The organism is Puniceibacterium sp. IMCC21224 (genome assembly GCF_001038505.1).
Taxonomy (GTDB): domain Bacteria; phylum Pseudomonadota; class Alphaproteobacteria; order Rhodobacterales; family Rhodobacteraceae; genus Puniceibacterium.
Genome location: NZ_LDPY01000001.1, coordinates 407653 through 422502, shown reverse-complemented (window position 1 = coordinate 422502; position 14850 = coordinate 407653). Strand labels below are relative to the sequence as shown.

Genomic DNA, 14850 nt, shown 5'->3' with positions numbered 1-14850 from the left:
CGCCACATATCGGCGCGCTGCGGCTGGATGCACCATGCCCCATGTTCCACAACTTATTCTGATCGTCAGCACTGTCGTTCTGCTGATGAATGTCTGGGCCTTTGCCGCCTTTTGGTGGGACAAGCGTCAGGCCATCGGCCAACGTCAGCGCACCCCGGAACGCACGCTGCTGACGCTGGCCTTTTTTGGTGGCTGGGTGGGCGCAAAACTGGGCCAGCGCAAATTCCGCCACAAAACGAGCAAAGAACCGTTTCGTACACGACTGAACCGCATTCCGGTTTATTGGGGATTGATCGCTGCACTCGTGTATTTTCACGAGGCGGTCGCGAACCTGCTCGGCCTCGATTTTTCCGGACTGCTGTTTTTGGGCGCGTGACGGCCGGTCCCGCGCGGTGCCGAGCCTAAAACGCACTTCTGCACGGCAAGACCCTTTGCACATGACGTGCGATATGGGATGACCCCCGGAAACCGAACTTGCAATCAGGCATGCCCATGACACAGATCATCACTCAGCTCGCTGACATTTCCGACCGGTATGACGCGCTATTTGTCGATCTTTGGGGGTGTGTGCACAACGGCGTCACCGCCTATCCCGATGCGGTTGCGGCCTTGCAAGCCTACCGCAAACGTGGTGGCACGGTGGTTCTGCTGACCAATGCACCGCGCCCGCGCACCGATGTGGAACGCCAGATCGCGCGCATGGGTGTGCCGACCGACGCCTGGGACACCATCGCCACCTCAGGCGATTCTGCGCGTTCGGCAATGTATCGCGGCATCGTTGGCACAAAAATCTGGTTCATGGGTGAAACGCATGACAACGGCTTCTTTGATCCGATCAAACTGGTCCACGACCCCATTAAGGTCACCCGCGTTCCGCTGGAAGAGGCCGAAGGCATCGTCTGCTGCGGACCGTTTGATCCCCATGCCGACCCGGACGTGAACCGGCCGCAGTTCCTCTATGCCAAGCAAAAGGGCCTCAAGCTGCTCTGCGCCAACCCGGACATTGTCGTGGATCGCGGAGAATCGCGGGAATGGTGCGCCGGAGCGCTGGCGCGGCTCTATACCGAGATGGGCGGAGAAAGCCTGTATTTTGGTAAACCGCATCCGCCGATCTACGATCTGGCCCGCGCCCGGCTGACCGAACTGGGGCGCGATGTCCCCAACTCTGGCATTCTGGCGATCGGGGACGGGGTTCACACCGATATCGATGGCGCAATGGGCGAGGATATCGATTCACTGTTCATCACCGGCGGTCTGGCCGCCGCCGACACCCTGACCCGCGAACAGCCCGATCCTGACGCGCTGCGCAGTTATCTTGAGCGCGAACAGGCCACACCCACCTTTGCCATCGGCTTTTTACGCTGAAACAGGCGGCTTAGCCGATCGGTCAACCCCACCGACAGCAGACGCGGCGGGGCGACTGAGCGTTCAGGCTCTGCGCCCGGTGGTTTGCTTAGCAACCCGAGGGCAAGGCGCGTGGGTACGTGTTTGGCGCGCATATCGGTGAACTCCATATTATCCGGCGATGGCAAAATGCGCCCTCACCCCTGACATCCCCTGTCAGGGGGCTGTGCTAGGGTGTCAGCAGCCTGACAGGCCCCACGACAGGAGAGCATATGCCCCGTACCAGCCGCTTGTTCGAAGCGATCCAGACCCTGCGGGCAGCAACCGCACCGCTCAGCGCCGAACGGCTGGCCGACCTGCTTGAGGTGTCGGTTCGCACGATCTACCGTGATATGGCGACCCTTCAGGCGATGCGGGTGCCCGTCGAAGGTGCACCGGGTCTGGGCTATGTCATGCGCCGCGGCTATGATTTGCCACCGCTCAATTTCGACACCCAAGAGATCGAGGCGCTGCGCGTCGGGCTTGCCCTGTTGGCGCGCACCGGCGACACTGAACTGCAACGCGCCGCGCGGCGCGTGACCCAAAAGGTCGAAGCGTTGCACGGCCCGTCAGACTGGCTGGTCGTCGCGCCTTGGGGTGCGCCACGCGACGATCCGGCGCTAGGGTGCGTGTCCATCGCTGCATTGCGCGACGCGATCCGGTCCGAACACAAACTGGAACTGGTTTACACCGACGCCGACAGAGCCGAGACCTGCCGCATCGTCCGGCCCCTCGCTGTGATCTATCATATTGACTGCGTGATGATCGCCGCCTGGTGCGAATTGCGGTCCGGGTTCCGGCATTTCCGCAGCGACCGGATCGAACGCGGCACCGTTCTAGAGACCCGATTCGTCGGGTAAGGGGCCACTCTGCGCAGCCTCTGGGCCGAACAACAGGCACAGGAAGCGCCCGATTCAACGGCGACCTCACCTGCGGCATAATGGATGCATCGGCTAAATTTTAACGTGTTGACCAAGGTAGGGCTTGATTTTCTGCACCTGCAAAGTAATTAAGTTACAAAATTCGGGTTACTATTCACTTATTATTACCCGGTAGATGCAAGCAGGGGGGTCAAAATGTTGGACAACATGCCACGCGGAACGATTTGTATCGAAGATATCGAGATGGGCATGACCCGTTCCCTGCGCAAACAGGTGACGGATCGCGACATCGAACTCTTTGCCGAGGTATCGACTGACCGCAACCCGGTGCATCTGGACGACGATTACGCCCGCGACACGATCTTTGAGGGGCGCATCGCCCACGGCATGCTGACCGCCGGGCTGATTTCTGCGGTGATCGGCGAACAGCTGCCCGGCCACGGCACCGTCTACATGGGTCAGACCCTCAAATTTCTTGCCCCCGTGCGCCCCGGCGACATGGTCTTTGCCGAGGTCAAGGTGATCGACATCGACCTTGGCAAACGCCGCGTCAAACTCGAGTGTCATTGCGCTGTGGATGGAAAGAAAGTGCTGATCGGTGAGGCAGTTGTCCTTGCCCCCAGCCGCAAGTTCGACTGACCCGGCCAATCCGACAGGCGCCCTGCAGCCCTGACCGCCAAAGGCGGTCTTTGGGGCGGATCAGCGCTTGCGCTGACCCTGTCGCGCGGCTAACCCTCAGCCCATGCGGATCATCCGGGATTACCAATTTGTTGAGCCTCGGGATCGGGGTGCCAGCGCCGCGATCGGAAATTTCGACGGCGTGCATCTGGGCCATCAGTCGGTCATTCGTCTGGCGCGCGAGGCAGACAGCGCCGCCCCGCTGGGTGTCCTGACATTCGAGCCGCATCCCCGCAAATTTTTTGCCCCCAACGCATCGCCTTTCCGCCTGATGGGCCAAGAGGCACGCGCCTCGCGACTGGCCAAACTCGGGGTGGAAAAGCTATATGAGTTGAACTTCAACTCTGCGATGGCCGCCCTAACACCCGAAGAATTCGCACGCCGGGTGCTGTCCCAGGGACTGGGGCTAAGTCATGTCGTCGTCGGCGCTGACTTTGCCTTTGGCAAGGACCGTGCCGGCAAGGCGTCAAATTTACAGCAGTTTGGGGAACAGATGGGCTTTGGCGTAACGGTGGCTGAGCTGGTCGAGGCGGGATCCGGGCAAGTGAGCTCAACGTCGATCCGTGCCGCGCTCAGCAATGGCGAACCGCGCAAGGCAGCCGCGCAGCTGGGCCACTGGCACCGCATCGAAGGCAAGGTGATCGGCGGCGAACAGCGCGGTCGCGAACTGGGCTTTCCCACCGCGAATATGTCCATCGACGGCCTGCATCCGCCTAAATTCGGCGTCTATGCCGTGCTGGTCGAGGTCCGCAACGGTCCGCATCAAGGCCAATACATGGGCGCCGCGTCGATCGGAGTGCGGCCGATGTTTGGCGAAAATCACGCCAATCTGGAATCCTTTCTCTTTGATTTCAAAGGTGATCTTTATGGCGCGACACTGTCAGTTGCCCTGGTTGACTACCTGCGACCCGAGGAAAAGTTTGACAGCCTTGAGGCGTTGATCACCCAAATGGATGCCGATTGTGCCCGCGCCCGCACCATTCTGGCCGCGCTATGAGTGATCCGATTGACCGCGACGGCCTGCCCCCCCGATTCTGGGAAAACAAGCCGCTGACCAAACTGTCCCCAAAGGAATGGGAGGCGCTGTGCGACGGATGCGGCAAATGCTGTCTTAACAAGCTTGAGGATGAAGACACCGGGCACGTCGAACTGACGCGCGTCGCCTGCCGCCTGTTCGACGACACAACCTGCCGCTGTGCACAGTATCCGATCCGCCACCAGTTCGTTCCGGAATGCATCGTGCTAAAGCCGTCCAATATCGACCAGCACGCCTACTGGATGCCCCGCACCTGCGCCTACCGCCTGCTATGGGAGGGCAAGCGCCTGTTCGACTGGCATCCGTTGATTTCAGGCACCCCTGATTCGGTCCACGATGCAGGCGTTTCGATGCGCCACCGCACTGTGGCAGAGTTCGAGGTGGACGAAGACGACTGGGAAGATCACATCATCGAGGAACCGCAGTAATGTATTTCGCCTCAGACAATACCGGACCAATCCCACAGGCGGTGCTTGATGCACTGGTGCAGGCAAATACCGGCCACGCTCCGGCCTATGGCGCGGACCCGCTGACCACAGAGGTCACGCAAAGTCTGCGCGACCTGTTCGAAGCCCCCGATGCGGCCGTGTTTCTGGTGCCTACGGGCACGGCGGCCAACTCGCTGGCGCTCGCGACTCTCTGCCCGCCCTACGCCACGACGTTCTGTTCGCCCGTTGCCCATATCCACCTGGACGAATGCAATGCGCCCGAATTCTTCAGCGGCGGGGCCAAGCTGACTCTGGTGCCCGGTAATGATCGCATGACGCCTGATGCCCTGCGCGCCACAATCGCAAATGAAGGAACCCGCGGCGTTCATGGCCCGATGCGCGGCCCGGTATCAATCACTCAGGTCACAGAGGCCGGCAACGTCTACAGCCTTGATGCGCTGAACGCGCTTTGCAGCGTCGCCCAGGAATTCGGCGTGCCGGTGCATTTGGACGGCGCACGCTTTGCCAACGCTTGCGTCGCGCTGGGTTGCACCCCAGCCGAGATGTCGTGGAAAGTCGGCATTGATGTCGCTGTATTCGGCGGTACCAAGAACGGCCTGATGGGGGTCGAGGCGGTGATCTTTTTTGATCCCGACCTTGCCCGCACGTTTGAATTGCGGCGCAAACGCGGTGCGCATCTTTTCTCCAAGCACCGCTACCTTGCGGCGCAGATGGCTGGTTACCTGCGCAACGACCTGTGGCGCGACCTGGCCACGACGGCCAACGCCCGCTGTGCAGAACTGGTGGATAGCCTGAGCGGTATCGCCGGGATCGAGAATGAGCCGACCGCCAATATGGTCTTTGCCAGCCTGCCGCGCACCACCCACCAGCGGCTGATGGCTGCGGGCGCCCAGTATCACCTCTGGTCCGGAAACCTGGATGGCACCAACCCCGACGACCTTTTGACGGCACGGTTTGTCTGTGACTGGTCGCTACAATCCGAAGATATCGCAAGATTTCACGCGTTGCTGCGCAACTGACGGAGGTTATGTCCAATGACCGATCCCAAAGGATCAGTTCATATGGAAATGCAGCTCATAGCTGCCGTCGTTGAACGCGCCGAACAGATCCGGGATGTCAGGATGGTCGACCGGCTCACCCGAGTAGTCTGCAATCAGATTCTGTTCCGACACATAAGCCACATAAAAGCTCTGATCGTTTTCTGCCAGCAGGTGGTAGAACGGCTGCTCTTTCGATGGGCGGCTGTCCTCGGGGATGGCCTCGTACCATTCGTCTGAATTGTTGAATGTCGGATCCACGTCAAAGACCACGCCCCGGAACGGATGCTTGCGATGCCGGACGACCTGACCAAGATGATATTTCGCGCGCTGTGAATACATGCTGTGACCCTCTACAGATCGTATCTAGACCTTTCAATGGCAGTTTGTCCAACTTTTGGCCACATTTCAGTGGAAACACACTGTCCCCACCCAACGACAGTTCAACATAGGTCCACGGACACGGAAAACCAGCGCCCCCGAGCAGGGCGCCGCGGATTATCGCCCCTGAGGGAATTGTGATTTCCTCGCGGCGCTAATTCCGCTAAACTGCCGCCCAATAAGAAACTAAAAAAACAAAAAGCGAGAGGCAGATGAGCAGAACTCTTCGCGCATTGGTGATCGTGCTGTTGACAGCGTCCTGTGGCGGTGGCGGAAACTACTCCGCGCCCCGGGATCTGGAAAACGCGTGTTCGATTATCCAGCAGCGCCCGCAATACATCCGCGCCTTCCGCGCCGCAGAACGCAAATGGGGCGTTCCGGTGCATGTGCAGATGGCGACGATCTATCAGGAAAGCAAATTCATCGGCAACGCCCGTACGCCGTTCCGATACTCATTGGGCGTGATCCCGATGGGACGGCAAAGTTCAGCGTTTGGCTACAGCCAGGCGCTGGACGCGACGTGGGATGAATATCTGGTTGCCACCGGCAACCGCCGGGCCAAACGGGACGATATCCGCGACGCCACGGATTTCATGGGGTGGTACATGGCGCAGACGCGCAACAGCCTCGGGATTCCGATGTGGGATGCGCGCAACCACTACCTCGCTTATCACGAGGGGCGCACCGGCTATTTGCGCGGCAGCTACAACGCCAAAAGCTGGCTGATCCGTGTCGCGGATGACGTTGGCAGCCGCTCAAACACCTATCAGTCGCAGCTGGTGGGCTGCCGCGCGGCGCGCTAGGCCAGTTGGCCTAGCGTTCCTGACGGCCGATTTCGCCCTGGATGTTGAACAACCCGTTGCGCACTTCGGTCTTGTCCAGCGCGCCCAGGACAACTGTGGTAGCGCTACCGTTGCCATCGCGGATGATCCACTGGCGCAACTCGACCGGGTTGTCGGTGAACTTCAGCTCGATCGAGCCGTATTCCCGCCGGTCGGGATCCTGCGCCACAACCGTCGTCGCGGTGCCGTCATAGTTTTGGCCGGTGACCATCCCGGCCTGTCCCAAATTCACGTTACGCGCCAGAATGATGCTTAGCGGTGTCTGGCTCAGGGGATAGCTTTCGGGCTGTCCTCTGAGCTTTTTATCAAAGATCACCACCTGACCGGAATTCGCCATAACCAGCGCCTGTTCGGGCGGGTTGTATTCAAATCGCACCTTTCCGGGCCGCTTGAGGTAGAGCGTCCCGGTGGAAATGGTGCCGTCGCCATTGATCTGGGTGAACTGCCCCTTGGCCGAGGTCAGCGTGTTGAGATAGGCGGATACCTCGTTCAGTGACAGCTGCGCAGCAGCAACTGGCAAGGCGGTTCCCAGCAGGATTGCAGCGGTGGCGCATAGGCGGCGTAGTTTCATGATTCAGGTCCTGTCTGCTCACTCGTGTCACATCTGTTTTGGCAGAGGCCGCAGTGTTATGCGATAGCAGCCCGCCAGACAGAGGATAAAAGCGCGCGTGCGCCGCATATCAAGTCCGCACGCCCCGCGCAGGCGGGAGCCCGCCGTCAGCCCGAGCCCCGGTTCACATCAAATACACGAACGGCGCGGTTTGTCAGTGCCGCGCCCGGATCGTGGAACCAATTTGCGCCAGGGCTTCTTGCGCCAGGGCTTCCGAATTTCGACCAATGCCAAGCCCGCAGGCCGAGATCCTTGGCCGGACCCTGACCGCTGCGCCTGTCGGGTCCGAGTCTGCGCCATCATCAAAGCAGCGCAAACCTATCATTCTTGGCGACCGAACCTTAGTGCTGTTCAGGCACCAAAATCTCGCGCTTGCCGACATGGTTCGCCGACGAGACGACGCCCTCGTCTTCCATCTGCTCAACCAGTCGCGCGGCCTTGTTATAGCCGATCGCCAATTTGCGCTGGATGTACGAGGTCGAGCACTTGCGGTCTTTGACTACAATCGCCACCGCCGTGTCATACAGCGCGTCTTCGCCGTCGGTATTGCCGCCGGTGTTCAGCCCCAGGACCGCGTCGATATCGGCCTCGCGCTCATCATCCGCGCCCTCAACCACGCTGCCGATATAAGACGGCGGACCAAAGGCCTTGAGGTGGTTGACCACCTCCTCAACTTCCTCGTCAGACACAAACGGCCCGTGGCAGCGGATAATTTTGGACCCGCCGGCCATATAAAGCATGTCGCCCATGCCCAGCAGCTGCTCGGCACCCATTTCGCCCAGAATGGTGCGCGAATCGATCTTGGACGTCACTTGGAACGAGATCCGGGTGGGAAAGTTCGCCTTGATCGTGCCGGTGATCACGTCAACGGATGGACGCTGAGTCGCCATGATCAGGTGGATGCCGGACGCCCGCGCCATCTGCGCCAGACGCTGGATGCACGCTTCGATCTCTTTGCCTGCGACCATCATCAGGTCGGCCATCTCGTCAACGATCACGACGATATAAGGCATTTTCTTGGGCTCGAACTCTTCGCTCTCAAAGATCGGCTCGCCGGTATCGTCGTCAAACCCAGTCTGCACCGTGCGCTCGAACATCTCATTGCGGCCAAGGGCATCGGCGACCCGGCCATTGTAGCCGTCGATATTGCGCACGCCCATCTTGGACATCTTGCGATAGCGCTCTTCCATCTCTCCGACGACCCATTTCAGGGCAACCACCGCCTTTTTCGGGTCGGTCACAACCGGCGACAGTAGATGCGGAATGCCGTCATAGACTGACAATTCCAGCATCTTGGGATCGATCATGATCATCCGGCAGTCTTCGGGGGTCAGCTTGTACAGCAGCGACAGGATCATCGTGTTGATCGCCACCGATTTACCAGAGCCGGTCGTACCCGCGATCAGCAAATGTGGCATCTTGGCAAGGTTGGCAACGATGGGATCGCCACCGATATCCTTGCCCAGCGCCAGCGGTAGTTTCTGGTTGCCGTCGCCGTAATCGCGGGTCGACAGGATTTCGCGAAAACCGACCATCTCGCGATTGTCGTTCGGCAGTTCGATGCCGATCACGCTGCGCCCCGGCACGGTTGAAACCCGCGCGGACAGCGCCGACATCGACCGTGCGATATCATCGGCAAGGCCAATAACGCGGCTGGCCTTTAGACCCGGCGCAGGCTCAAGTTCATACATCGTGACCACGGGACCGGGACGGACCGACACGATCTCTCCCTTCACGCCATAATCGTCGAGCACGGATTCCAGCATCCGGGCATTTTCCTCAAGCGCCTCGTCGCTCAGATGATGTCGCGTGATGGTATCGGGATTCATCAGCAGATTCAGCGGCGGCAATTCATACGTCACTTCGGTCTCGTCAAACTTCAGACTTGGCTGCGCCTCTTCCTGTGCGCGGCGCGAGGTGGGCACAGGCTTGCGCACAACTTGCTGCACAACCTTCTTGGGCTGCGCCACAGGGATCGGCGCGCGGACGGGTGCCTCGGCGGCATAGCTTAGCGCATCATATCCGTCGTCAGCCGCATAATCATCCTGATCGCGGTCGATAATCTCGTCTTCATAAGCCTCAAATGCTACGTTCGGCTCTGGCTCATATTGCTCAACCTCGGGGATCGGTGCAGACGGCACATGGGCAACGCGGGCAACGACCGGAGCCGCCGCCACTGCAGCAACTGGTGCCGCGCGGGTGGCCGTTAGCACCGGCTCTACTCTGGGCTGCGCGGCAGCATGTCGGGCGGTCAGGGGCGGTTCGGGCCGCAGCGTGGTGGTGGAACCCTGCGTGTTGACAATCAGCGGGTCCGGGCGGCGTCCACGACCTTTGGTCAGCGGTGCTTCGGCGGCAATCCGGGCTTCGGGCGTGGCGCGGATGCGGGCCTTGATCACATCTGCGATCTTGGCGCGAATCCTGTCGTCGCCCGGGGCATCGTCCAGATCCATATCGTCCGGCAGCTCATGCTCGACCAGCTCTGGCTCAGGCATCGTGTCGGGGCGCTTGATCAGAGCGGGCATACGCGACAGGAACGAAGTCTTTTCGACCGGACGTGCCGCCATCGGCTCTTCGGGCAGGTCTGCAACCGGAAGCGGCTCGGTGCGCCGCACGCCTGGAATCGCGCGCCGGGTCGGAACTGCTGGCACGGCTTCTTGGGCTGCGGCCCAGGCCTCGGCTTCGGCCACTTCGATCCGGCGCCGCTCGCGTCGCTCGATATGCGCAGCCTGCACGCCAAAGGCAGCCCGCACAGCACCGTTCGCGCCGCGCCCCAGAACGTTCAACAAGGTCGCATAGGTCATCACCAGCCCCATCGCCAGGAACCGGCCAATGTTGCGCAACTCAACCTTGGTAAAGCCCAGAACAAATGCGCCCAGCGCCACGATCCCGGCCCCCAGCACCAGCATCGCCAGCTTGAGCCCAATGCTGGCCCCCATGGGCAACACACCCAGGAACGATCCCATCATCATGTCGCCAAAGAGCCCACCCAGACCAAAGCTGTGGTTCCACTCCGGCCCCACAGTTTGCCCAGCGGCATAGACAGCGGCCAGGGCGACCCAGATCGGCGCAAAGATCAGACGCGACACCGCACGCTCATCCCCGCGGTGCAGCATCATCCGCACCCCCCAGACGATCAGTACCAACGCCAAGCCCCAGCTGCCCCAGCCCACGATCATGAACAGCGGCGCCGCGATCGACGCCCCGATCCGCCCCATCCAGTTCTGGACCGGCGCATCGGTGGCCGACAGCCAGCTGGGATCATCCGGCGTATAGGAGGCAATCATCGCCGCCGCCATCAGACCCAGAACCATGAGGCCAAGCCCCACAAGTTCCTTGCCGCGCTTTTCAATCGCCGCCTGCATGTTGGTGTCGAAGAGCGGATCGCGCCCGCGTGCCTGATATGCCATGTCTCGCCTCTTGATCGGTCTTATCTTTCGTACAGGCAGTCACGCAGACGCGTGAGCCCTTCCTGCAAGTCCTCCAGCGGGGCCACCATGGCCACGCGAATGTATCCTTGTCCGGGGTTTTGATCCCCGGTTCCCTGCGCCAGATAGGCTCCGGGCAGCACCCTGATCCCTGTCTCTTGCCACAGCTTCAGCGCCGCCGCTTCGCCATCGTCAACGGGCAGCCACAGGAAAAAACCACCTTCGGGCGGGATGTACCCGGCCACATTGCCAAACAGCCGGTCGGCCAGTGCGAACTTCTGCTGATAGAGCCTGCGGTTCTCCTCGACATGCGTCTCGTCGGCCCAAACCTTTTCGGACACATGCTGAAGCGGGAGCGGAATCGGCGCCCCGGAATAGGCCCGCAGCTGTTTGATGCGTGCGATACTTTGCGGCCCGCCAGCAACGAACCCTGAGCGCAATCCCGGAAGGTTCGACCGTTTGGACAGAGAATGAAAGCTCAGCACCCGTTCGGGATCCGCGCCCATGTCGCGCGCGACTTCCAGCGCACCTACAGGCGGCGTATCGCGGTAGATCTCGCAATAGCATTCATCGGCCAGGATCTGAAAATCGTATTTTTCTGCCAGGCCGATCAGCTGTTCCCAATACACCCGATCCGCAACCGCCCCCTGTGGATTGGCCGGTGAGCAGATATAGGCCAGCGCCGTACGTTTCAGCACCTGCTCTGACAGCCCCATGAAATCGGGCAGGAACCCGGTTTCGGCGGTCGCGGCGACAAACACCGGCTCGGCTCCGACTGAAATCGCCGCCACCATGTAAACCTGATAAAACGGGTTCGGCGTCAGGACGATGGGCTGTTGGTCATCCTTGCGTTCGGGGCAGAGCGCCATTGCAGCGTTATACAGCCCCTCGCGCGTGCCATTTACCGCCACAACCTGTTGATCGGCGTCGACCTCAACGCCATAGCGCCGCGCGATCCAGTCGCGAATCCCCGCGCGCAGTTCGGGGGTGCCATCATTGGGCGGATATTTCCCAAACGCGCCAACATTCTCGGCGATGAGTCCACCGACCCAGCCGGGGAAATCATGCTTTGGTTCGCCAATCGTCATGTGCATGACCGGGCCGCCCGGTGTGTGGACGTCCAAAAGGCTCCGCAGACGCGGGAACGCATAGGCCGGAAGGTTCGAAAACCGCTCGGGAAACATATTCAACTGCCTCTGGATGCGGGATCATGAACGCCCCGCTTTGACGCAGGATACGCAATGGCGCGCTGGCCGTCCAGAAAAAGCCAATGCAATCGGGCAGCTGTGGCAGGAAAATCGCAGCGCCGAAGAATCCGATGCTCTGGCCTGCGGGAATCATCGTCCGGCGCACCTGTCAGACCCGCTGTCACTGCGGTCCGGTAAAATTTATCGCCGCCAAAGGCATTGACCCTGCACCGCAGGGCCAGTGCATCAGGCCAAAGCCGCTTCGACCGACAGCGCCAGCCGCAGCAGTGCATCTTCGCCCATTGGCTGCCCCATCACCTGAATGCCGCAACTCGGCACGCCGGTGGGCAACGTGATTGCCGCTAGCCCCATCAGGTTGCCAACCCGCGTGTTGCGCAAGGTCATCAGATTCTCGGTGACGTAATATTCACCCTGCTCCATCAGCTTGTCTGCTTTGGGCGGCAGGTTTGGCGCGCTGGGGCACAGCACGGCGTCATATCCGGCCACGGCCGACGCCCAAACCATGCGCACCTGATCCAGTCGTTGCCAAGCCGCGACATAGTCCGCCCCCGAGAACTGCGCACCGGCAGCAAAGCGTTCGCGGATTGGTGCGAACATCGCGTCGGGATGCGCCTCAATCAGCTCGCGCCAGGTGCCCCAGGCTTCGGTCGTATAAAGCACACCGGCGTCGCCCATCGGCCCGCGTATTTCGGGCACCTCCAGCGGCTCGATGATTGCGCCAGCCGCCTGCATCCGCTCAAGCGCCGAAAGATAGGCCGCACGTGGGGCATCCCGCAAATCGTCCACCACAATGGTCTGTAGCGCAGCAAAGCGGCGCCCCTTGAGGTCTGGCACCGCACGACAATCCAGCCCCCCCTGCCCTTCCAGCGCACCCAGCATCAGCGCCGCATCTTCGACCGTCCGGGTCAGCGGACCAACGGTGTCAAAACGCGCGGCCAGCGGCACGACCCCTTTTAGCGACAGGCGTCCCGACGTGGTCTTGAGGCCGACCAGATCGTTCCACGCGGCAGGAATCCGAACCGATCCGCCAGTGTCCGAACCGATTGCCGCCGCCGCAAGGCCAAACGCCACCGACGCCGCCGCCCCCGAAGATGACCCCCCCGCCACCGCATCTGCGTCATTCACGCAAGGCGGCGAGGCCGTGACCGGGTTCAACCCCAACCCGGAAAACGCCAGTTCGGACATATGCGTCTTGCCCAGGCAAACCAGCCCCATCGCCGTCGCAACCCGAAGCACCTCGGCATCGGTCGACGGGACGCGCCCTTTCAGTAGGGCCGTACCTGATTCAGTTGCGACGCCTGCTGTGTCGAACAGATCCTTCCAGCTGACCGGAACCCCGTCCAGCGCTGACAGCCGTTGCCCCGCCACCGCCCGCACCGACGCGGCGCGCGCCTCGCTCAGGGCGCGATCCGGCATCACCCGCGCATAGATCCGGTCGCGCATCGGATGCGCTGCGATCGCGTCCAGAAATTGCGTGGTCAATGCGACCGGGTCAATCTCGCCCCGTGCGATGCCGCGCCCCAACTCTGCGGCGGTGGTCCGGGTCCAGTTCGTCATCTGCATCTCTCCTGCTTTGGCCGGACGGTAGCGGCAGTGCGGCGCATGGACAATCCCGCCCGCGCCGCCATATTGCAGCGCATGATACGGGATACAGATATTGCAATCGTCGGAGGTGGCCTGAATGGCTGTGCGCTCGCGCTCGCCTGCGCCCGCCTGGGGCTGAGGGTGGCGCTGATCGACGCGCTACCAGTCGCGACCCGCGCCCTGCCAGCGTTCGACGGACGCTCTTACGCGCTTGCTCTTGGGTCGCAGCGGATGCTGGCGGCGTTGGATCTATGGCAGGCACTTGACCCCAACGCAGAGCCAATCCGCAGGGTTCAGGTCAGTGACGGTCGCATCGGGATGGGGACAACATTCCTTGGTCTCGACTTTGATGCTGCAGAGATTGCGGACGGCCCGACCGGCTATATGATCGAAGACCGCCACCTCCGTCTTGCCCTGCTTGATGCACTGGCCGCAACACCCGGCATCGACCATCGCGCGGGCGAGACAGTTGTTGCGCAGTCCACCGGACCAGATGGTGCAAGCCTGACCCTCGCCAGCGGCACAACCCTGACGGCGCAGCTGATCGTCGGCGCGGATGGTAAGGGCAGCGGCACCGCCCGGCGTGCAGGGATCACCCGCACCGGGTGGCAGTACCGGCAGAGCGCGCTGGTCTGCGCCATAGCACATGAAGCCCGGCATGAAGGCACCGCGCATCAACTTTTCCTGCCGTCGGGCCCACTGGCAATCCTGCCGTTGACCGGCAATCAAAGCGCCATCGTCTGGACCGAAGAAACCGCGTTGGCCGCACAGATCAATGCGCTGAGCGACGCTGATTATCTGGCGGTCCTGCGGCCTCGGTTCGGTGATTTTCTTGGGCAGATCACCCTTGCCGGGGCGCGCTACAGCTACCCGCTGGGACTCAGCCTTGCCAATCACATCGTCGCGGACCGTCTGGCGTTGGTGGGAGATGCGGCACATGCGGTGCATCCCATCGCCGGACAAGGCCTGAATGCCGGGCTGCGCGATGTCGCTGCGCTGGTGCATGTGCTGGACCACGCCCAGCGACGCGGAGAGGATATCGCCAGCCCGCTTGTCCTTGATCGCTATGCCCAGTGGCGGCGGTTCGACACCGCGACGCTTGCCGCTGCGACAGACATCTTCAACCGGCTCTTTTCCAGTGACAATCCGCTGCTGCGTGCGACGCGTGATCTGGGTATGGCGCTGGTCAACGCAGCCCCTGCCCTGCGACGTGGCGCCATGCGCGAAGCGGCGGGTCTGTCCGGTGATCTGCCGGACCTGATGCGGGACTAAGCCCGTGAATGGGGCCCTATGCCCCCTTTCCCAGCCCAACACACCATGCCACTAAGGGCGCAGC

13 protein-coding genes and 1 pseudogene are annotated in these 14850 nt (G+C 61.6%); 9 read left to right on the top strand and 5 right to left on the bottom strand.

The window, feature by feature from the left end; all coding sequences use genetic code 11:
- Window positions 1-85: 85 nt before the first annotated feature.
- The 7 genes and pseudogenes from IMCC21224_RS02035 to IMCC21224_RS02005 all read left to right on the top strand — a co-directional run bounded on the left by IMCC21224_RS02035 (window position 86) and on the right by IMCC21224_RS02005 (window position 5446).
- Window positions 86-376, top strand: a complete 291-nt coding sequence (locus IMCC21224_RS02035) for a DUF1294 domain-containing protein (RefSeq protein ID WP_156178336.1) — start codon at window positions 86-88, stop codon at window positions 374-376.
- A 116-nt stretch (window positions 377-492) separates the two neighbouring features.
- Complete coding sequence (locus IMCC21224_RS02030) at window positions 493-1365, top strand: TIGR01459 family HAD-type hydrolase (protein WP_047993932.1); 873 nt, start codon at window positions 493-495, stop codon at window positions 1363-1365.
- 251 nt (window positions 1366-1616) lie between these two features.
- Window positions 1617-2240 (top strand): annotated as a pseudogene (locus tag IMCC21224_RS02025) (helix-turn-helix transcriptional regulator); the annotation flags it as partial.
- A gap of 219 nt (window positions 2241-2459) precedes the next feature.
- Entirely contained in the window at window positions 2460-2903 is a 444-nt protein-coding gene (locus IMCC21224_RS02020) for a MaoC family dehydratase (protein WP_047993931.1), read from the top strand.
- Between the two features lie 103 nt (window positions 2904-3006).
- Window positions 3007-3939, top strand: a complete 933-nt coding sequence (locus tag IMCC21224_RS02015) for a bifunctional riboflavin kinase/FAD synthetase (RefSeq protein WP_047993930.1) — start codon at window positions 3007-3009, stop codon at window positions 3937-3939.
- Complete coding sequence (locus IMCC21224_RS02010; protein WP_047993929.1) at window positions 3936-4406, top strand: YcgN family cysteine cluster protein; 471 nt, start codon at window positions 3936-3938, stop codon at window positions 4404-4406. The genes IMCC21224_RS02015 and IMCC21224_RS02010 overlap by 4 nt, the downstream gene beginning before the upstream one ends.
- Entirely contained in the window at window positions 4406-5446 is a 1041-nt protein-coding gene (locus IMCC21224_RS02005; RefSeq protein ID WP_047993928.1) for a low specificity L-threonine aldolase, read from the top strand. The genes IMCC21224_RS02010 and IMCC21224_RS02005 overlap by 1 nt, the downstream gene beginning before the upstream one ends.
- 33 nt (window positions 5447-5479) lie before the next feature.
- On the opposite strand, the gene hspQ is transcribed toward IMCC21224_RS02005, so the two are convergent.
- The gene (hspQ, locus tag IMCC21224_RS02000) at window positions 5480-5806 is read right to left on the bottom strand and encodes a heat shock protein HspQ (protein WP_047993927.1); all 327 of its coding nucleotides are present in this window, start codon (window positions 5804-5806) and stop codon (window positions 5480-5482) included.
- 251 nt (window positions 5807-6057) lie between these two features.
- On the opposite strand from hspQ, the gene IMCC21224_RS01995 reads away from it, so the two are divergent.
- The gene (locus IMCC21224_RS01995; RefSeq protein ID WP_047993926.1) at window positions 6058-6648 is read left to right on the top strand and encodes a lytic transglycosylase; all 591 of its coding nucleotides are present in this window, start codon (window positions 6058-6060) and stop codon (window positions 6646-6648) included.
- Window positions 6649-6658: 10 nt separating this feature from the next.
- Here the strand turns inward: IMCC21224_RS01995 and IMCC21224_RS01990 are convergent, their stop codons facing one another.
- The 4 genes from IMCC21224_RS01990 to IMCC21224_RS01970 form a co-directional block, all read right to left on the bottom strand.
- On the bottom strand, window positions 6659-7258 hold the full coding sequence (locus IMCC21224_RS01990; protein WP_047993925.1) for an outer membrane lipoprotein carrier protein LolA: 600 nt from the start codon (window positions 7256-7258) through the stop codon (window positions 6659-6661).
- A gap of 380 nt (window positions 7259-7638) precedes the next feature.
- Window positions 7639-10704: a DNA translocase FtsK gene (locus tag IMCC21224_RS01985; RefSeq protein ID WP_047993924.1), complete on the bottom strand. Its 3066-nt coding sequence runs from the start codon at window positions 10702-10704 to the stop codon at window positions 7639-7641.
- A 20-nt stretch (window positions 10705-10724) separates the two neighbouring features.
- The gene (locus IMCC21224_RS01980; protein ID WP_047993923.1) at window positions 10725-11906 is read right to left on the bottom strand and encodes an aminotransferase class I/II-fold pyridoxal phosphate-dependent enzyme; all 1182 of its coding nucleotides are present in this window, start codon (window positions 11904-11906) and stop codon (window positions 10725-10727) included.
- A gap of 249 nt (window positions 11907-12155) precedes the next feature.
- Complete coding sequence (locus tag IMCC21224_RS01970) at window positions 12156-13487, bottom strand: amidase (RefSeq protein WP_047996794.1); 1332 nt, start codon at window positions 13485-13487, stop codon at window positions 12156-12158.
- 45 nt (window positions 13488-13532) lie between these two features.
- Between IMCC21224_RS01970 and IMCC21224_RS01965 the strand changes: the two genes are divergently transcribed.
- A complete protein-coding gene (locus tag IMCC21224_RS01965) occupies window positions 13533-14786 on the top strand; it encodes a UbiH/UbiF/VisC/COQ6 family ubiquinone biosynthesis hydroxylase (protein ID WP_197089155.1) in 1254 nt (417 codons plus the stop codon).
- Window positions 14787-14850 lie beyond the last annotated feature (64 nt).